The organism is Kineococcus siccus (assembly GCF_009906795.1).
In the GTDB taxonomy this organism is placed as follows: Bacteria; Actinomycetota; Actinomycetes; order Actinomycetales; family Kineococcaceae; genus Kineococcus; species Kineococcus siccus.
The window spans coordinates 1-18914 of record NZ_JAAALN010000061.1; the positions used below are offsets into that span (position 1 = coordinate 1).

At 77.6% G+C, this 18914-nt stretch carries 18 protein-coding genes; 10 read left to right on the forward strand and 8 right to left on the reverse strand.

Features of this window, described 5'->3' with window-relative positions:
- Positions 1–31: 31 nt before the first annotated feature.
- The 5 genes from GTR02_RS09095 (at position 32) to GTR02_RS09115 (ending at position 6739) form a co-directional block, all read left to right on the forward strand.
- Complete coding sequence (locus GTR02_RS09095; RefSeq protein ID WP_205708915.1) at positions 32–1162, forward strand: glycosyltransferase; 1131 nt, start codon at positions 32–34, stop codon at positions 1160–1162.
- Positions 1163–1222: 60 nt separating this feature from the next.
- Positions 1223–2536, forward strand: coding sequence for a carboxylesterase family protein (locus GTR02_RS09100; protein ID WP_166607170.1), 1314 nt, complete (start codon positions 1223–1225; stop codon positions 2534–2536).
- A gap of 125 nt (positions 2537–2661) precedes the next feature.
- A complete protein-coding gene (locus tag GTR02_RS09105) occupies positions 2662–3834 on the forward strand; it encodes an oxygenase MpaB family protein (protein WP_166607171.1) in 1173 nt (390 codons plus the stop codon).
- A gap of 100 nt (positions 3835–3934) precedes the next feature.
- Positions 3935–5413, forward strand: coding sequence for a benzaldehyde dehydrogenase (locus GTR02_RS09110; RefSeq protein WP_338073695.1), 1479 nt, complete (start codon positions 3935–3937; stop codon positions 5411–5413).
- A 933-nt stretch (positions 5414–6346) separates the two neighbouring features.
- On the forward strand, positions 6347–6739 hold the full coding sequence (locus GTR02_RS09115) for a hypothetical protein (protein WP_166607172.1): 393 nt from the start codon (positions 6347–6349) through the stop codon (positions 6737–6739).
- Between the two features lie 30 nt (positions 6740–6769).
- On the opposite strand, the gene GTR02_RS09120 is transcribed toward GTR02_RS09115, so the two are convergent.
- A complete protein-coding gene (locus GTR02_RS09120) occupies positions 6770–7414 on the reverse strand; it encodes a GyrI-like domain-containing protein (protein ID WP_166607173.1) in 645 nt (214 codons plus the stop codon).
- A 118-nt stretch (positions 7415–7532) separates the two neighbouring features.
- On the opposite strand from GTR02_RS09120, the gene GTR02_RS09125 reads away from it, so the two are divergent.
- Positions 7533–7757: a DUF4287 domain-containing protein gene (locus GTR02_RS09125; RefSeq protein ID WP_166607174.1), complete on the forward strand. Its 225-nt coding sequence runs from the start codon at positions 7533–7535 to the stop codon at positions 7755–7757.
- A gap of 170 nt (positions 7758–7927) precedes the next feature.
- Positions 7928–8227 carry a hypothetical protein gene (locus GTR02_RS09130; protein ID WP_166607175.1) on the forward strand — a complete coding sequence of 100 codons (300 nt, stop codon included), beginning with the start codon at positions 7928–7930 and terminating at the stop codon, positions 8225–8227.
- A 24-nt stretch (positions 8228–8251) separates the two neighbouring features.
- On the opposite strand, the gene GTR02_RS09135 is transcribed toward GTR02_RS09130, so the two are convergent.
- From GTR02_RS09135 to GTR02_RS09160, 6 genes are read right to left on the reverse strand one after another with little or no spacing between them, the layout of a single operon-like run.
- Positions 8252–9514, reverse strand: a complete 1263-nt coding sequence (locus GTR02_RS09135; RefSeq protein ID WP_166607176.1) for a nucleotide sugar dehydrogenase — start codon at positions 9512–9514, stop codon at positions 8252–8254.
- Positions 9515–9543: 29 nt separating this feature from the next.
- Positions 9544–10965: a lipid II flippase MurJ gene (locus GTR02_RS24350; protein ID WP_166607177.1), complete on the reverse strand. Its 1422-nt coding sequence runs from the start codon at positions 10963–10965 to the stop codon at positions 9544–9546.
- Positions 10962–12020, reverse strand: coding sequence for a glycosyltransferase family 4 protein (locus tag GTR02_RS23780; protein WP_166607178.1), 1059 nt, complete (start codon positions 12018–12020; stop codon positions 10962–10964). Before GTR02_RS23780 ends, GTR02_RS24350 begins: the two co-directional genes overlap by 4 nt.
- A complete protein-coding gene (locus GTR02_RS09150; protein ID WP_166607179.1) occupies positions 12017–13072 on the reverse strand; it encodes a Gfo/Idh/MocA family oxidoreductase in 1056 nt (351 codons plus the stop codon). Before GTR02_RS09150 ends, GTR02_RS23780 begins: the two co-directional genes overlap by 4 nt.
- A complete protein-coding gene (locus GTR02_RS09155) occupies positions 13069–14190 on the reverse strand; it encodes an aminotransferase class I/II-fold pyridoxal phosphate-dependent enzyme (protein WP_166607180.1) in 1122 nt (373 codons plus the stop codon). Before GTR02_RS09155 ends, GTR02_RS09150 begins: the two co-directional genes overlap by 4 nt.
- Positions 14187–14816: an acyltransferase gene (locus tag GTR02_RS09160; RefSeq protein ID WP_166607181.1), complete on the reverse strand. Its 630-nt coding sequence runs from the start codon at positions 14814–14816 to the stop codon at positions 14187–14189. Before GTR02_RS09160 ends, GTR02_RS09155 begins: the two co-directional genes overlap by 4 nt.
- Positions 14817–14960: 144 nt before the next feature.
- Between GTR02_RS09160 and GTR02_RS09165 the strand changes: the two genes are divergently transcribed.
- A complete protein-coding gene (locus GTR02_RS09165) occupies positions 14961–15653 on the forward strand; it encodes a glycosyltransferase family 2 protein (protein ID WP_338073696.1) in 693 nt (230 codons plus the stop codon).
- 16 nt (positions 15654–15669) lie between these two features.
- Positions 15670–16089: a DUF2304 family protein gene (locus GTR02_RS09170; protein ID WP_166607182.1), complete on the forward strand. Its 420-nt coding sequence runs from the start codon at positions 15670–15672 to the stop codon at positions 16087–16089.
- 45 nt (positions 16090–16134) lie between these two features.
- Here the strand turns inward: GTR02_RS09170 and GTR02_RS09175 are convergent, their stop codons facing one another.
- The gene (locus GTR02_RS09175) at positions 16135–17211 is read right to left on the reverse strand and encodes a cell wall-binding repeat-containing protein (protein ID WP_166607183.1); all 1077 of its coding nucleotides are present in this window, start codon (positions 17209–17211) and stop codon (positions 16135–16137) included.
- Between the two features lie 199 nt (positions 17212–17410).
- On the opposite strand from GTR02_RS09175, the gene GTR02_RS09180 reads away from it, so the two are divergent.
- Entirely contained in the window at positions 17411–18742 is a 1332-nt protein-coding gene (locus GTR02_RS09180) for a UDP-glucose dehydrogenase family protein (protein WP_166607184.1), read from the forward strand.
- Positions 18743–18914: the final 172 nt, after the last annotated feature.

An 18914-nucleotide genomic window follows, 5' to 3' on the forward strand; every position in this document is an offset into this window, starting at 1 on the left:
CCCCGGCCCCGCGGGTCCCTATCCTCGCCGGGTGCCCCGACCGCTGCGGATCCTCGTCGTCACCGTCGCCCACCCGCCGCTGGACGCGCGCATCCACAACCGCCAGATCCGCAGCCTGCTCGAGCGCGGTCACGAGGTGACCTACCTCGCGCCGTTCACGGCGTTCGGCGCGCAGCCGCCGGCGGGGGTGCGCGGGGTCGACGTCCCGCGCTCCGCGGGGCGGCACCGCCTCGGCCCCGTCCTGGCCGCCGGGCGGATCGCGCGCCGCCTCGCGCGCCACCACGACGTCGTCATCGGCCACGACCCCGAACTGCTGCCCGTCCTGCACGCCGTCGCGCGCCGCGGCCGCACGTCCCGGCACGCGCCGGCCGTGGTGTGGGACGTCCACGAGGACGTGCCCGCGCAGATGGAGATGACGACGTGGGTCCCGGGGCCCGTCAAGCGGCCCGCCACGGCGCTCGCCACCGCCGTGGAGGGGTTCACGGAGCGGCGCCTGCACCTGACGCTCGCCGAGCACGCCTACGCCGGGCGGTTCCGCGGCGAGCACCCGGTCGTGCCGAACTCGCCGCGCGTTCCCGCCGAGCTGCCCGCCGCGGTCGCCGCCGCCGCGGGGGAACCGCACCGGCTGGTCTACGTCGGCGCCCTCACCACCGCCCGGGGGATCGAGGAGATGCTGGAACTCGTCCGCCGGCTGCCCGACGACGTCCGGCTGGAACTCATCGGCAACGCCGCCCCCGCGCTCGACGCGCGGCTGCGCGCGATCGACGACCCGCGGCTGGACTACCGCGGTTTCGTGCCCAACGAGCAGGCGCTGCAACGACTCCCGGGCGCGCTGGCCGGGCTCGTGCTGCTGCACCGCCACGACAACTACCTGCAGAGCCAGCCGAGCAAGGCGCTGGAGTACCTCGCCCACGGGGTGCCGTTCATCACGACGCCGAACCCCGCGTCGGCGGAACTCGCCCGGAGTTCCGGCGCGGGCGTCGTCGTCGGGCACGGGGACGTCGACGCCCTGCTGACCGCCGTCCTGGCCCTGCGCGACGACCCCGCCCGGCGGCAGGCGATGCGCGAGGCCGGGCACACCGCGGCGCTCGCGCACCACGACTGGAACCGCCAGGGCCGCGAGTTCGCCGAGGTCGTCGAGGCCTGGGCGGCGCAGCGCTGACGTCCGCCCGGCCCGGGGTCCCCGCGCACGCCCGTCGCGGCGCCTGCGACGCTGCTGACCGTGACGACCGACCTGTCCCAGCACCGCTTCACGACCTCCGCGGGGGACTTCACCGGCACGGGGGACGGCGCGGTCGTGCGCGTGCGCGGCGTCCGCTACGCGCGGGCGGACCGGTTCCGGCCCCCGGTGCGGCTGGGCGCCGACGACGCCGCGGTGCAGGACCCGCGCCCCGCGGTCGCCTGCCCCCAGCCGCCCGACCCCGCCGTGTCGAAGCTCGGGGACCCCTACGCGGGCGTCGTCTTCGACGAGGACTGCCACCGGCTCGCCATCACGGTCCCCGCCGGCACCGCACCGGGCGACCGGCTGCCGGTCCTGGTGTGGATCCACGGCGGCGCCTACGTCGCCGGCGGCGGGGACCTGCCGGTCTACGACCCCGCGCTCCTCGTCGCCGAGCACCGCGTCGTGGTCGTCAACGTCACCTACCGCCTCGGCCTGCTCGGCCACCTCGCGGCCGTGGACGGGCACCGGCGCGCGAACCTGAGCCTGCTGGACCAGGTCGCGGCGCTGGAGTGGGTGCGCGAGAACGTCGCCGCGTTCGGCGGCGACCCGGACCTCGTGACGGTGTTCGGGGAGTCCGCGGGCGCCGACGCGATCGTCCACCTGCTCGCCTGCGACGCCGCGCGCGGCCTGTTCCGGCGGGCCGTCGTGCAGAGCGCCCCGCTCGGCCTGCGCCGGCGCCGCGAGCGGCTGCGCGCGGCCATGGACGCCGCCGTCGGCCACGTGCCCGCGGACGCCCCGCTCGCGGACGTCTTCGCCGCGCAGCGCGCGGCCGAGGCCGCCGCCGCCCGGTTCGGCACGCGCGGGGCCATGCCGTTCGGGACCGAGTACGGCCACGCCCCGCTGCCGCCCGAGGACCAGGTCGAGGACCGCTGGCGCGCCGCGGCGCGCCACGTCGACGTGCTGGTCGGGGCGACGACGCAGGAGACGACGTTCTTCACCGACGGCGTCCCCCTGCTGGGCCGCCCCGTCGTCGGCCCGGCCCTGCGGCGGGGCGCCGTCGCGGCGACCACGCGGGCCCTGTTCACGCGGCCCGCGCAGCGCCTCGCCGCGCTGCTGCGGACGGCCGGCGGCACCGTCCACGAGTACCGCGTGCCGTGGCGGCCGCGTGGCAGCGCGCTGGGCGCCACCCACACCGTGGAGCTGCCCCTGCTGTTCGAGCACCCGACGGCCTGGCGCGACGCCGCGGTCCTCGGCGACGCGACGGCGGAGGAGGTCCACGCGGCCGGCCTCCTCGTGCGGGAGGCGTGGGCGCGCTTCGCCCGCACGGGCGACCCCGGGCCGACGCGCGACCCGGCCGTGCTGCGCCTGCGCTGACGGCGGCCGGCGCGGCGGCTCCCCCGTCCGGCGCGACCCGGTCGGGCCCTGCGGCCGAAGCGGAGGCACGATGTCCGGGTGAGCCACGAGGAGCCCGGTGAGCAGAACCCGGCAGGCACGGCCCGATGAGCGACGTCGTCTCCCGGGCGCCCGCGTCGCGGCCCGGCCCCGCCGTCGTGGGCCCGCGCGCCGCGCCCGCGGCGGCCACCGACCCCGAGGTCGCCCAGGCGCTGCGCACGGGTGACCCGCTCGCGCAGGCGGCGGCGGCCGCGCTGTCCGCGGACCCGGCCCTGCGCGCGCAGGTCGGCGTCGGGCTGCGCTGCGGGCTGGCCGCCGTGGCCGATCCGCACCCGGCGGTCGCCGCGCTGCTGCGCGAGCTCGAGGCGGCCTGCGACGCGGTCGACGACGACCTCCTCGAGCGCGGCAGCCACCCGTACTTCACGATCCCCTTCCCCGGCCACATCTACGACCTCGGGGCGGGCGCCCTCATCCGCTCCTACGCCCCGCCCGAGCCGGCCACCCTGCTCGTGGGCACGGGCGAGCTCGTCGACCGGGCCTACCAGCGGCTGCTCGACACGGCGCACTGGATCAACCTCTGCATGCTCCCGGGCGGGCTGCGCCGGGGCGCCCCCGGCTACGTCGCCACGGCGGAGGTGCGGCTGCTGCACGCCCGCATCCGCAACGCCCTGGCCCGCGCCCACCCGGACGCCGACGTCCTGCCGCTGCACCAGGTGGACCTCGCGCGCACCTGGCTGGACTTCACCCTCGTCACCATCGAGGCGGCCGGGGCGATCGGGCTGGACCTCACCGACGACGAGCAGCGCAGCCTCTACCGGTTCTGGCAGCACCTCGGGCGCCTGCTCGGCATCGGCGACGGCGCCGACCCGGGTCTGCTGCGCGGCGTCCTCGACAGCGCGGCCGCCACCCGGCTCGAGCGCCGCGTCGCCGCGGTGACCGGGCCGCCCAACGACGACTCGCGACGGCTCACCGCGGCCGGGCTCGGCGCGATCGCGCAGGCCCTGCACGACCTCGGGCACGTGCCGCTGTGGGCCGCCGGGCAGCTCGTGCACACGGTCTCGCGGCGCATGCAGGGCGACGAGCTCGCCGACGCCCTGGGCATCCGCCGGCACCGCACCGCCCTGGCCCTCGCGCCCGTCGCCGTGGCGGCGCTGCGGCTGCAGCGCCGCGCGCTGCGGCGGGTGCCGCCGCTGTGGTCGGTCGTCGTCGGGGTCAACGTCGTCGTCGCGCGCTGGCACGCGCGGGGCCGCCGCGACGCCACGGGCTACGAGCACGGGTGACCCGCCGCGGGGACTCGCGGACAGGGACTGGCGGCGGGCCCGCTGACCTGGTGTGATCCGCGGGGAGGCCCCAGGGAGGTGGCCCCCGGAGAGGGTGGACGTGGCACTGGAGAGCGAGGGCGCACTGCTGGCCGACGGCGCCTGGCAGGGCAAGGTGTGGACCGGGGCCTGGACCGACGGGGCCGGCGGGACCTACGACGCGGTCGAGCCCGCGACGGGCGCGACCCTCGGCGCGGTGGGCCGCGCGACCGCGCAGGACGTGCACGACGCCGCCGTGCGGGCCGTGGCGGCGCAGCGGTCCTGGGCCGCGCTGCCGTTCGCGGAGCGCGCGGCCGTCCTGCGCCGGGCCGGCGACGTCCTGACCGCGAACGGCCCCGAGGTCCGCGAGTGGCTGGCGCGCGAGTCCGGGGCCATCCAGCCGTTCGGCGACTTCCAGGTCCACACGAGCGCCCAGGAGTGCTACGAGGCGTCCGCGCTGCCCGGGCACCCGTACGGCGAGCTGCTGCGCAGCGGCAGCCCGCGGCTGTCGTTCTCGCGCCGCGTGCCCGCCGGGGTCGTCGGCGTCATCGCGCCGTTCAACGTGCCGACGATCCTGGCCGTCCGCGCCGTGGCGCCCGCCCTGGCCCTCGGCAACGCGGTGATCCTCAAGCCGGACCCGCGCACGGCCGTCAGCGGCGGCGCCGTGTTCGCGCGGGTCTTCGAGGAGGCGGGCCTGCCCGCCGGTGTGCTGCAGGTGCTCCCCGGCGGCGCCGACGTCGGCGAGGCCCTGGTCACCGAGCCCGCCGTCCGCGTCATCGCCTTCACGGGCTCCACGCGCGCCGGCCGCGCCGTCGGGGCGCTCGCCGGGCAGCACCTCAAGCGGGCGCACCTGGAGCTCGGCGGGAACTCGGCCCTCGTGGTCATGGGCGACGTCGACGTGGCGGCCGCCGCCTCGGTCGGCGCGTGGGGCACGTTCGCCCACTCGGGGCAGATCTGCATGGCGACGTCGCGCCACCTCGTGCACGCCTCGATCGCGGAGGAGTACACCGAGGTCCTCGCGCAGAAGGTGAAGGACCTCCCCGTGGGCGACCCGTTCCGCGGCCACGTCGCGCTCGGCCCGCTGATCGACGCGGGGCAGCGCGACCGCGTCCACGGCCTGGTCACCGCGAGCGTCGCGGCCGGCGCCACGGTCCGCACGGGCGGGACGTTCGAGGACCTCTTCTACCGGCCCACCGTCCTCGCCGACGTGAGCGTCGACCACCCCGCCTACCGGGAGGAGATCTTCGGGCCCGTCGCCCCCGTCACGCCGTTCACCTCCCTCGACGAGGTCGCGGAGCTGGCCGCGGGCACCGACTACGGGCTGTCGCTGGGCATCCTCACGCGCGACGTCTACGCGGGTCTGCAGCTCGCGGAGCGCATCCCGTCGGGTCTGGTCCACATCAACGACCAGACGGTCAACGACGAGGCCGTCGCGCCGTTCGGCGGCGTCGGCGCCTCGGGCACCGGGTCCCGCCACGGGGGTCCCGGCGCGAACATCGAGGCGTTCACCGAGACGCAGTGGGTCACGGTGCGCGGGGACCTGCCGGCCTACCCCTTCTGAGCGGGAGGCTGACACTTCCGCTGCCGCGGAGGCCCTCGAGGGGCCTCCCCGGCGCCTCCCGGTGGCTCGCGGGCAGCGGAACTGTCAGCGCTGGTCGCGACGGGGGTCAGGGTCATCCCTGATGCGCGGCCCGGCCCGGAGGCCGGATCGTGGGGCGCGCGAGCGAGGGGAGCAGCGATGACCAGCGAGGACGACGCCGGGCCGGCCGGCGGACGGCCGTGCGGGCGGGGTGGTCGCCGCCCCGTCCGGTCCGGCCGCCCGGCCGGGACGCCGTGCTGCGGGCGTGCGCGGAGGCGCTGGCCCCCGCGGGGTTCGCGCGGGGCGCCCGCGGCCTGCACCGCGGCCTCGGTGACGACGTCGTCGCGTCGATCACGCTGGACCACGGCCGCACCCCGTGGGCGCGGACCGTGACGCCGCGCCTGACCGTCTACCGGGAGGGCGACCGCCGCGAGGCGGCACGGCGCGTCGGATCGAGGGCCGAGGCGGAGTACCCGGGCTGGCCGATGGAGCATGCGGTGCGGACGGACGTGGGCCGGCTGCTGCCGCGGCCGCACGACCACGCGTGGGTGGTCGACGACCCGGAGGGGCTGCAGCGCATGGCGTCGCAGCTCGCCGGGTGCTCCGCCGCGATCGGGGAGACCGTGCTGCGGCAGGCCCGGCTGGTCGCGGCCGCCGCCACGTCGCTGTTCCTCCCGGGCGGCGCGCGGGCGGACGGGCAGCTGGTGGACCCGGGCCTGCACCGGACCACGCCCGCCTACCGCGCGGAGGTCTTCCCGGGCGTCGACCCCGCGCTGCTGCGGCCCCTGCCCGTGCGGCCCCTCGAGCGCACCCGAGCGGTGCCCGTGGGCGCCGTGCGGCCAGCAGCAGCGCACCGTCGGCGCGGGCGGCCTGGAACCCGACGACGGGGCCGCGCCGGAGAGCGGGGACCTCGCGGTGGGGCAGCGGCAGGCGCTGGACGGCTGGCGCGTCCCCCGCGACGAGGCGGCGAGCGTGCTCTCGCTGCGGCGCGACCTGGTCGGTCTCCTCGCGGACGGCTTCGGTGCCGGGGCGGAGCTGACGGGCGTCGAGGTGCTGACGCTGCTGGCGCTCGCGCCCGTCGACTGGCTCCCCCTCGAGCACCACGTCGACGCCCACCGCCTGGTGCGCGCCTGGTGGGCGGCGGCTCCCGCCGACCCCCGCGCCGTCCTCGTCGTCCACCGGGCCGGCGCGGCCGTGCTCGCGCCCCACCCGGCGGAGGTGCTGGCCGCCGACCACGACCCCGTCCACGCGGTCCCCCTGGGCCCCCTCGCGGGGTTCCTCGCCCGCGCGCTCGCGCACGGCTCCTGACCTCCCCGCTCCGCTGGAGGCGTGGCCGCGTCAGCCGCCGGGTTCCGCGGTGTCCGCGGGCCGGACGGGCTGGCGCAGGACGGTGCGCAGGCGCTCGGGCGCGCTGCGGCGCGGGTCGCCGAGGTAGATCTCGTGGTGGTCGCCGTTGAAGGTCAGGCCGCGGGCCGGCATGACCGTGTCGTGCAGGCGGGCGAGGACGGGCCCCTCGTCGTCGTAGGGCCCGACGTGCAGGGTCTGCAGGCACAGGCCCTCGTGCAGGGTGCGGTGCTGCACGAGGTCGAGGGCGGCGCGTGACGTGCGCTGCGCCGCAGCCGACCTCGCCGCCTCCACGTCCTGCGGCGTGGTCCAGGGCGGCAGCGTGACGAGCATCGTCCACGCCCACGCGGCCTTGTCGCGGCGCGTGAAGGCGGTGGAGTCCCCGGCCCGCCACAGCCCCTCCAGCGGCGCGACGACGAAGGGGCGCCCGCCGGCCCGCTTCGCCGCGGCCTTCAGCGTGTACGCCGTCGTGTACAGCGCCTCGACGGCCGCGGCGTAGCCGGGGGCGGTGTTCGGGTCGCCCCGGCCGTCCACGGCGAGGACGGGGACGGGCGGGACCTCGACGAGCGCGAACTCACCGCGCGGCGGGGCGTACAGGGTGCGGTGCACCCGCTTCACGTCGTACGGCTCCTGGTCCACGACGTCCTCCCCGCACTCCGGTCCCGCTCCGGCAGCGTCCGTGCGCGCCGCGCCGATGAGTTCCCGGCCCCGCGGCGGTCGAAACGCACGACGACCCCGACCAGCTCAGGAGGACACCGTGGCCGAGCGCCCGAAGGGACCAGCGTCGTACTTCCCCGCCATCGAGGCGAGGTACGGCCGCCCGGTCGCGCAGTGGCAGGAACTGCTGCGCGAGCGCCGGGCCGGCCGTCCCGGGACGCGGCACTCCGACCTCGTCGCCTGGCTGAAGGAGGAGCACGGCCTGGGCCACGGCCACGCCAACGCGCTGGTGGCGGCGACCATGGCCGAGGACGCCCCGGCCTGACGACGTCCGGCGGACCGCGGTCCCCCCTTCGTCGCCGGCCCGCGCGCCGGTCGGTGCGACGTCGCCCGGGAACCGCCGGGAGGCCCCGCGGCGGCGGGATGCTCGGAGCGCGCGGTCACCCCGCGCCGCCGGCACCGTCGCCGGCGAGGCACCCCCGGGAGGACACCGCCGTGCTCACCACCCCCGTGCTCACCGCCGCCGTGCTCATCGCCGTCGGAGCCCTGGTGCTCCTCGTCCAGCGCTTCGTCCTCGCCGGCCGCCGCCACGTGTGGCTGGGCGGTCTGCTCCCCGTGGCGTGGGTGGCCGCCAGCCTCGCGGTCCTCGTCCGGGACGACGTGCCGGGCTGGCGCCCGTGGCTCGCGCTCGTCCTCGGCCTCGTCACGCTGCTGGGCCTGTGGGACGACGGGCACCGCGCCCGGGCGCGGCGGCCGGCCGGCCCCGCGCAGCCCGCCGCCCTCCCGCGGGCCTGACGCCGTGCTCCGAGCAGCCGGTCCTCAGAGCAGTTCCACGTCCTTGCCCGCCAGGCGGCGCGTGTGGCCCCGGGCGTCGAACAGGAGCCGGGCGTGCTCCAGCAGGAGCTCGGGGACGTACTCGGCGTGGGCGGTGAGCAGGACCGAGACCTCGGCGGCGGCGAGGGCGTCCGGCAGCGCGGACGCGGTGCGGGGCACGGCCTCGCCGTCGACGGCGAACTCCGCGACGTGGGGGTCGTGGAACTCCACCACGGCCCCGCGGGCGCGCAGCGCGCGCACCACGGCCGTGGCCGGGGTCTCGCGGGTGTCGGCGACGTCCGCCTTGTAGGCGACGCCGAGCACGAGCGTGCTGGTGCCGCGCAGCGGCTGCCCGCGGCCCTCGAGCAGGCGCGCGACCCGGTCGACGACGTGCTCGGGCATCCCGTCGTTGATGGACTGCGCCAGCTCGACGAAGGCGAACTCGCGGCCCGACGTGCGCACGGCGTAGGAGAGGTAGTTCGGGTCGATGGGGATGCAGTGCCCCCCGACGCCGGGGCCGGGGCGGAACGCCTCGAACCCGAACGGCTTGGTGGCGGCCGCGTCGATGGCGTCCCACAGGTCGACGCCCAGGTCGTGGCAGAACACGGCCATCTCGTTGACCAGCGCGATGTTCACGTGCCGGTAGGTGTTCTCCAGCAGCTTGGCCATCTCGGCCTCCCGCGCCCCCTTCGCGACGACGACCTCGTCGACGACGCGGGCGTAGAACTCCCGGGCGGCCGCGGTGCAGGCCGCGGTGACCCCGCCGACGACCTTCGGGGTGTTGCGCAGCGAGTAGTGCGCGTTGCCCGGGTCGATGCGCTCGGGCGAGAACGCGAGGGAGAAGTCCTCGCCGGCGCGCAGACCCGACACCTGCTCCAGGACGGGGCGCACGACGTCGTCGGTCGTGCCGGGGTACGTCGTGGACTCCAGCACGACGAGGACCCCGGGACGCAGCCGCTCGGCGACGGCCTGCGTCGCCGCGCGCACCGAGCGCAGGTCCGGCTGGCCGTCGAGCAGCGGGGTCGGCACGCAGATCACGACGACGTCGGCCTCGGCCAGCACCGCGGGGTCCGTGGTGGCGGTGAACCCCGTGACGAGCATCGCCGCCACGTCGGCGTCGGAGACGTCCCCGACGTGCGAGCGGCCGGCCCGCAGCCCCGCGGTCGCCGCCGCGCTCGTGTCCAGGCCCGTGACGTGCAGCCCGGCGCGGCAGGCCTCCAGCGCCAGCGGCAGCCCGACGTACCCCAGGCCGATGACGACCAGTCTCACGGATCCCCTCCCCCTCGCCGTTGCCCCGGTCACTGTAGGCGGCCCCCCAGCAGCGCCCGGACGTCGCGCGCCGAGACCGCGGCCCACCCGGCCACGAGCACCGCGGCGGGCGCGGCGGTCCCCCACCACGCGCCCGCGGGCAGCGCCGCCTGCACCGCGAGCGCCGCGCCGAGGGCCGCGAGGCCCAGGACGACGCGCACGGTGAGCCCCGTCCAGCGCTGCCGCTGCGCGCGCCACGTCCACGCCCACGGCAGCGCCACGGTGACCAGCGCCCCCAGGAGGTAGGCGACGGCGATGCCCTCGATGCCGAACGGGCGGGTGAGCAGCGCGAGCCCCACCACGCCGACGCCGAGGCCCGTGGCGCTCATGAGCGCCGAGCGGCGGATGCCCGCGGCGGCCCCGCTCGTCATGGCCGCGACGGCCGCGACCGGCAGCGTCGTGAGCAGGACGGCGACGAGGAGGATCCGCAGGGCCGTGGTCCCGCCGCCGAAGTCGCCGCCCATCACGCGCAGCAGCGGGCGCGCCGCGAGGACGAGCAGCGCGAAGGCGGGAACGAAGACCGTGACGATCCCCCGCGTGACGACGTCGGTCCGGCGGCGCACGGCGTCGAGGTCGCCCGCCCCGACGCTGCGGGCCATGGCCGGGAACAGCACCTGCACGAGCGAGCGGGCCACCAGCGAGGCCGGGGTCGCGAGCGCCACCGCGGCGCTCAGGAGGCCGACCTCGACGACGGGCCGCTCCGCGCGCGCGACGACGACGCACAGCTGCAGCAGCCCGGCGCTCGCGACGTTGCCGAGCACGCCCCAGGCCACGAAGGCGTCCATCTCCCGCCGCAGCCCCGGCGCGACGACCGCGCCCGCGGGCCGTCGGGGCCACGCGAGCGCGGCGTAGCCGGCGTACCCCGCGGCCAGCGGCAGCAGCAGGAGCGGGGTGTGCCCCTGCGCCAGCAGGACGCCGAGGCCGCCGAGGGAGACGACCAGGGCGACGAGCTCGGCGCGCGTGGCGCGGGCGACCCGCCCCTGCCCGAGCAGGACGCCGCGCACCAGGAGGTAGCCGGAGTAGCCGAGCACGAGCGGGAGGACGGCGAGCGCCGCGGCGGGCCGCTCGCCGAGGACGACGACGGCGGCCACCCCGGCGAGCACGGCGCTCGCGGCGCCCGTGGCGAGCGTGCGGCGGCCGAGGTGGGCCGCGACGCCCGCGGCCAGCGACGCGTCCCCCGCACCGTGGGCGCGGGCCACGAACTTCGACGCGGCCGAGCCCGTGGCGGCCGGCCACAGCATGGTCGCGAGCACCGCGAGGGAGATCTGGGCGCCCACGACGCCCGTCAGGGCGGGACCCTCGACGTTGCTCACCACGAGCGTGTACCCGGTGCGGGTCAGCCCCGACAGGACGACGCCGACGACGCTCCAGGCCGCGGCGACGGCCAGCACGGGCAGGGCGAGCCGCCTCACCCCGGGGCCCCGCTGCACCCCGGGGCCCGGCCGGTCAGCGCGCGGTAGGTCCGGCGCAGGCCCTCGGCGGCGGCCCGCACGTCGTGGCTGCGGGCCAGCCAGCCGGGGCCGTCGAGGTCGTGCGCGGCCCGGTCGGGGTCGGCGAGGGCGGCGCGGACGGCCTCGACCACGGCGGCGGTGCGCTCCGCGGGGGCGGCGGACCAGGCCGCCGTGCCTGCGAGCACGGCCGGCTGCGCGTCGGGCGCGGACGGTGGGTACCAGTCGGGCCGCAGCGCGGTGGCGACGGGCACGCCCGTGCCGACGGCCTCGAGCTCGCTCGCGGCGAGCATCCCGCTGCCCTGCCCGACGACGACGTCGGCCGCGGCGAGCAGCTCCAGGAACTCCGCGCGGCGACGGCGGGGCAGCAGCCGCACGCCCGCGGCGGCGGCGGCGCCCGCGCCGGGGCCCCAGTCGAGCCCGCAGACCTCGACGTCGGCGGGCAGGGCGCGGCGCAGGGCGCGGGCGGTCGCCAGCTGCTCCTCGAGGCCCTTGACGGCCTCCCACCGCGAGGCGAACAGGACCCGGCCGCGGGCGCCGGGGCGACGCCGGGGCAGGGCCGCGAGGTCGAGGGGCACGGGCAGGTAGGCCGCGTCGCCGCGGTGCGGGACGACGTGCTCCGCGAGGTCCGGCGTGGAGTAGACGACGGCCGCGGCCTCGCGCAGCGCGGTGCGGATCGGGCCCGTCCAGCGCGGTTCGTACTGCTGGCTGCGGACGTCGGTGCCGTGCACGTGCAGGACGAACGGCCGCCGGGTCCACCGGGTGTGCCGGGCGACGCTGGCGTAGTGCACGTGCAGCAGGTCCGCCCGCGCTGAGCGCACCCCCAGCTCCGCGGCCCAGCGCGCGCCCGCCGCGGCGAACGCGAGCCGCCCCCGGGGCCCGGACCAGTCACCCGTGCGCCCGTGCCCGGCGAGCGGCAGGTAGTGCCACGGCAGTCCGCGCCGGCCCGCCTCGGCGACGAGCTGCACGGTCGTCGAGGCGCAGTCGTTGACGTGCAGCACGCGGGGTTCGGGGTTCACGCGCGGCCGGCCCCGGACGCGGGGAGGTCGACGGTCCGCCCCTGCGCCGCGGAGAGCAGGACCGCCTCCGCCACCGCCACGACGAGCAGGCCCTCGGCGGCCGTGACGACGGCGTCGGCCGGGGCGGGCGCGCCGCCGCGGGCGGCGAGCACCGCGTCCCGGAACCCGGTGAGCTCGGTCCGCAGGGGCTCGGGCTTGGCGAACGCGAAGCGCGTGACGTCGCCCTCGCTGACCCCGCGGAAACCGGCCAGCGCCTCCCACGACACGGGCACGGACCCGTTGGCGTGCAGCGTGAGGTCGGCCGTCAGGGTGTCCGCGACGAGGGTCCCACCCTCTCCCGTGACCACCGTGACCCGCTCCTTCACGGGCGACAGCCAGTTCACGACGTGGTTGGCGATCGTGCCGTCGGCGAGGGAGCCGACGACCACCGCGAGGTCCTCGTGGGCGCGGCCCGCGCGGTGGGCGGTGCGCGCGGAGACCGCCGCGTAGGGCGCGCCCGTGATCCACGCCGTGAGGTCGATGTCGTGGGTGCCGAGGTCCTTGACGACGCCGACGTCGCCGATGCGCGCGGGGAACGGGCCCTGCCGCCGGGTCTGCACCTGGTGCAGGCGGCCGAGGTCGCCACGGGCCGTGCGCCGGCGCAGCTCCCGCAGCGCGGGGTTGCAGCGCTCGATGTGGCCCACGGCCGCGACGACGCCGGGCCGCTGCGCGGCCGCGAGGATCCGCTGCGCCGACGCGGCGGTGTGCGCGAGCGGCTTCTCGACGAGCACCGAGACGCCGGCCTCGAGCAGCGGCACGGCCACGGCCTCGTGCAGGGCCGTCGGCACCGCCACGACGACGAGGTCCACGCGCGCGGCGAGCAGGGCCCCGACGTCGGCGGAGACGGGCACCCCGGCCGGGACCAGCTGCGCCACCGCGGGTTCGGCGGCCGCGGCGTCGACGACGGCGACCAGCTCGACGCCGTCGAGGGAGTTCAGGACCCGCGCGTGGTGGCGGCCCATGACGCCCAGGCCGACGAGGCCCGCGCGCAGCGGGCGGGCGGTCCCGCTCACGCGAGGAGGCGGGCGGCCGCGTCGACGGCGTCGGCGACGCGCGCCACGTCGTCCCCGGCCAGCCCCGGGTGCACGGGGACCGAGCAGACTTCGGCCGCGGCGGTGTCGGTGTGCGGCAGCGGGTTCGGCACGAGACCGTCGGCGTGGGCGGGGAGCCGGTGGACCCCGGCGGGGTAGTACACCGCGGCACCGACGCCGCGCCGGGCCAGCTCCTCGACGAACGCGTCGCGCCCCGTCCGCACGCGCAGCGTGTACTGGTGCCACACGGGCTCCGCGCCGTCCGCGCTGCGCGGCAGCACGATCCCCGGCGTCGCGAGGTCCGTCAGCGCCGCCGTGAGCGCGGCCGCGTTGCGCCGGCGGGACTCCGTCCAGCCCGCCAGGCGGCGCAGCTGGACCCGCCCGATGGCCGCGTGCAGGTCGGTCATGCGGTAGTTCAGGCCGACGATCTCGTTGCGGTAGCGCTCCTCCATGCCCTGGTTGCGCAGCAGCCGGGCCGTGCGCTCGACGTCCGCGGCCGCGGTGGTGAGCATCCCGCCCTCCCCCGACGTCATGTTCTTCGTCGGGTAGAAGGAGAACGCGCCCGCGTCGCCCAGCGCCCCCACCTGGACACCGCGCCACGCCGCGCCGTGGGCCTGCGCGGCGTCCTCCAGCACGCGCAGCCCGTGCCCGGCCGCCAGGGCGCCGATCCGCGTCATGTCCGCCGGGTGCCCGAACAGGTGGACGGGGACGACGGCGCGCGTGCGCGGGGTCAGGGCGGCCTCGACGGCGGCCGGGTCGAGGCAGAAGGTCGCCGGGTCGACGTCGGCGAAGACGGGCACGGCCCCGCAGAGCCGCACCGCGTTCGCCGTGGCCGCGAACGTGAACGAGGGGACCACGACCTCGTCACCGGGGCCGACGCCGAGCGCGAGCAGGCCCACGTGCAGCGCGGAGGTCCCCGAGTTCACGGCGACCCCGCGGCGGCCGCGGACGACCTGGGCGCAGAACTCCTCCTCGAAGGCCGCGACCTCGCTGCCCTGCACGAGCCGGCCGCTCGCGAGCACGGCGGCGACGGCGGCCTGCTCCTCGGCGCCGATCTGCGGGCGCGCGAGCGGGATGTGCTGCAGCGCCGTCCCGCTCACGGGGCGACCTGCGCGGGCGGCGCGTCGAGGACCTGGAGCCCGTCCCCGCTCTCGCGGTGCAGCGCACCGGTGTCGGGGCAGCGCCACAGCTCGCCCTCCGCGACCAGGCGCGCCCCGCTGGCCCCCACCCAGCCCACGCGGCGCGCGGGCACCCCCGCGACGAGCGCGTGGTCGGCGACGTCGCGCGTCACGACGGCCCCGGCCGCGACCATCGCCCAGCGGCCCACGACCACGGGGGCCACGCAGACGGCCCGGGCCCCGATCGAGGCGCCGGCGCGCACCACCACGCCGACGGCGGTCCAGTCGGCCGCCGACTTCAGCGCACCGTCCGGTGTGACGGCGCGCGGCCGCAGGTCGTTGGTCAGGACGGCCGCGGGGCCGACGAAGACGCCGTCGCCCAGCTCGGCCGGCTCGTACACCAGCGCCGCGTTCTGCAGCTTGCACCGCGCGCCCACCCGGACGCCGGGGCCGACGTAGGCGCCGCGACCCACGACGCAGTCGGCGCCGAGGCGGGCCCCCTCGCGGACCTGGGCGAGGTGCCACACGCGCGTGCCGGGCCCGAGGTCCGCGTCGGGCGCCACGTCCGCGCTCGGCTCGACCGTCGCAGGACGGGCGTCGACAGTCATGGCGGTGAGTCTAGGAGCGCCCCGCGGCCGCCGGGGTCCGCCGCCACGCCGGTCCGCGTCCTCGACCGCCCCCCGGCACGGACCATGATGGGGTGCCCGCCGCACGCGCGGGCCACGAGCGGCGACGCGGACGGGAGGGGCGAGGTGGTCGGAGCGAGCGGCACCGGTGCGCCCGGCGACACCTGGGTCGTCGTCCCGCTGTACCAGGAGGCCACGGCCGTCGGCGACGTCGTGCGTGAGCTGCGCCGGAGCTTCCCCCAGGTCGTCTGCGTCGACGACGGCAGCACCGACGGCTCCGCGGACCAGGCGCGCCGCGCGGGCGCCCGCGTGGTGCGGCACTGCATCAACCTCGGTCAGGGCGCCGCGCTGCAGACCGGCTTCGACTTCGCGCTGCGCGACGCGTCGACGCGCTTCGTGGTCACCTTCGACGCCGACGGGCAGCACCGCGTCGAGGACGCGCACGCCATGGTCGAGCGGCTGCGCGACGGCGAGGCCGACGTCGTCTTCGGCTCCCGCTTCCTCGACGACCGCACCGAGGTGCCGCGCGTCCGCCGCGTCGTGCTGCGCTCCGCGGTGCGCTACACCAACCTCACGACGGGCGTCCGGCTCACCGACGCGCACAACGGCCTGCGGGCGCTGTCGCGCGAGGCGGTGGGCGCGCTGCGCATCACCCACCACCGCATGGCGCACGCCAGCGAGATCGTCTCGCTCGTCGGCCGCTCGGGGCTGTCGTGGGTCGAGCACCCCGTCGAGATCCGCTACACCGACTACTCGCGCGCCAAGGGGCAGTCCCTGCTGAACAGCGTGAACATCCTGGTCGAGACGATCCTCGGGTGAGGGGGGTGGCGGCGCCGTGCGCCTGATCCAGGGGCTGCTCGTCCTGGCCCTGCTCGTGGTGGGCGCGGTGCTCGTGCGCAGCACCGCGGACGCCCGTCACCAGGCCGTGCGCCGCATCCTGCTCGTGCTGCTCGGCCTGCTCGCCGTCACCAGCGTGCTCGTGCCGCAGGCCGTGACGTGGGTCGCCGAGGCGCTCGGGGTGGGGCGAGGCACGGACCTCGTGCTGTACGGCCTCGTCGTGGCCTTCCTCGGCTTCATCGCCTCCTCCTACCGGCGCACCCGGGCGCTGGAGGGCAAGGTCGCCGAGCTCACGCGGCGGCTCGCGCTCGACGAGGAGGCCCGGGAGGCCGGCGCCGCCGCGCACCGGAACGTCACGACGGACGGGACCGCGGCACCCGAGGAGACACCGACGCGGGCGGAGCGGCCGGGCGCCTGAGCGGCCGGGCGCCTGAGCGCCCGGCCGGTCGTCGAGGCCGGGGCCTCACTGCAGGGCGGTGCCCACCTGGCCCACGACCGCGTCGGACACGACGCCGGGCCCGCCGAAGACGAGGGCCTGGGCGACCGAGCCGCCCGCGCCGCGCGCGTCCGCCTGCAGCCCGCGCAGCGCCGCGGCCGACGCGTCCGGCAGGGACGCCGTCCGGGTCAGGACCAGCGGGCCGCCGCCGTAGGCGAGCAGCGCCGAGCCCGCGAGGGCGTCGGGCCAGTTCTCACCCGTGGCGACGCCGACGAGCGGGGTGGCGTCGGTGAAGAACATCTGCGACGAGAACAGCTTGGCGACCTCGGCCGCGGTGTCGTAGCGCGAGTTGCCCGCGACCGGGATCATCCCGGCGACGCCGCCCGAGGCCTGCACGGCCTGCCCGCCGACGGCCAGCACCGTGCCCGTCGTGGCGAAGCCGCGCTGGTTCAGGTAGTCCGCGGTCTCGCGCGGCATCGCGGGGCCGTTGGTCAGCAGCACGACGCCGAGGGAGTGGTTCGTCGACGCGTCCACGACGCCCATGAGCGCGCCCGCGGCGAGCCCGTCGGGGAAGTTGCCGCCCGTGACCAGCGCGACGTCGGCCGCCTGCGGCAGCTGCTTCGCGACCTCGACGGCCGTCTGGTAGCGGTTGCCGCCCTGCACGCGCGTGACGGTGCCGACGCCGGCTGTGCCGCGGACCGCGGACTCGACGGCCGCCGAGAGCGCGGCGGTCCCGCCGAGCAGGTACACGGTGCCGCCGGGCTTGAGCACGTCGCGGATCGCGTCGGCCACCTGCGGCTGCAGGGCACCGGGGCTCGTGAGCAGCAGCGGGCCGGCCTTGTCGGAGGCCAGCGGCGCGGCGGCGAGGGAGTCGGCGAAGTTGTCGGAGCGGGCGAGGACGACCGACTCGGCCTTCCCGCCGCTGAAGGAGGCGGCGGCGGCGATCGCGGTCTCGATGCGCCCGGCACCGGCGACCCGCTGGACGGAGGTCGCCTTGAGCTCCACGTCGCCGGGGGCGGCGGCCGCCGGGGTGACGGTGCTCGCGAGCAGGCAGGAGCTGACGGCGAGGGCCGCGAAGGCGATCGGGCGAGGACGCAGGCGCATGGTGACCTTCCGGTGCGACGAGACGATCGTCCGGCCGAGAGGGCGCGGACCTCTCCCCATGTCTCGACCCGGACGGGCCAACCTTGAGCACACCCTGTCACGAAGTCGGCCCGTCCCGCGCCCACGTGGCCCATCGCACGTCCCGCGGGGCCGCATCACAGCCTGTTCCGGCCACGCTACGCACCACTACGGTTGCGCCATGCGAATGACGGTCATCGGATGCGGCTACCTCGGCGCGGTGCACGCCGCCTGCATGGCGGAGCTCGGCCACGAGGTGACCGGGATCGACGTGGACCCCGAGAAGGTGGCGGCCCTGCAGGCGGCGCGCGCGCCCTTCTACGAGCCCGGCCTGCCCGAGCTGCTCGAGCGCACGATGGCCACGGGCCGCCTCACCTTCACGACCGACATCGCCGCCGCCGCGGGTTCGGCCGTGCACTTCGTGTGCGTCGGCACGCCGCAGAAGCGCGGCGAGTTCGCGGCCGACATGACCTACGTCGACGCGGCCGTCGACGCGCTGCTGCCGCACGTGGGCGAGGGCGAGCTGGTGGTCGGCAAGTCGACCGTGCCCGTCGGCACCGCGGCCCGGCTGGCCACCCGCATCGCCGAGCTCGCCCCCACCAGCCGGGGCCTGGCCTGGAACCCCGAGTTCCTGCGCGAGGGCCACGCCGTCGAGGACACGCTGCACCCCGACCGCCTCGTCTACGGCGTGCCCGGGGGCCCCGACTCGGCGGAGGGCCGCGCGGCGCAGGCCGTGCTCGACGAGGTCTACGCGACCCCGCTGTCCCGCGACACCCCGCTGATCGTCACCGACTACCAGACCGCCGAGCTGGTCAAGGTGGCGGCGAACTCGTTCCTCGCGACCAAGATCTCCTTCATCAACGCCATGGCGGAGCTCTGCGAGAAGGTCAACGCCGACATCACGCAGCTCGCCGACGCCATCGGCCACGACGACCGCATCGGGCGGAAGTTCCTCAACGCCGGGCTCGGCTTCGGCGGGGGCTGCCTGCCCAAGGACATCCGCGCCTTCATGGCGCGGGCGGGCGAGCTCGGCGCCGACCAGACGCTGACGTTCCTGCGCGAGGTCGACTCGATCAACATGCGCCGCCGCATCCGCATGGTCGACCTGGCGCGCGAGGTGTGCGACGGCTCGCTCATCGGCAAGCGCGTCGCCGTGCTGGGCGCGGCGTTCAAGCCGGAGTCCGACGACATCCGCGACTCCCCCGCGCTCAACGTCGCGGCGCAGATCCGGCTGCAGGGCGGTGACGTCGTGCTCACCGACCCGGCCGCGCTCGACAACGCCCGCAAGGCGCTGCCGGACATCTCCTACGCCGAGACCGTCGAGGAGACGGTCCGGGGCGCGCACGTCGTGCTGCTCCTGACGGAGTGGAGCGAGTACCGGGCGCTGGACCCGGCGGTCCTCGCGGGCCTGGTGCGCGAGAAGCGCATCCTCGACGGCCGCAACGCCCTCGACCCGGCGCGCTGGCGGGCGGCGGGCTGGACCTACCGCGCGCTCGGCCGGCCGCGCAGCTGACGGCGGGGTCCCCGGCGAGGGGGGCCGGGCTGTGGTGGCCGACAGGGTGTGGAGCACCCGTGACGGCGGCGCGCGGATCCGGCGCGACGTCGATCCGGACACCCGAGGCACCCCGTCGCGCCACCTGCCGCCCGTAGGCTGACCGGATGCCCGCCGAGCCCCCGTACCGCGA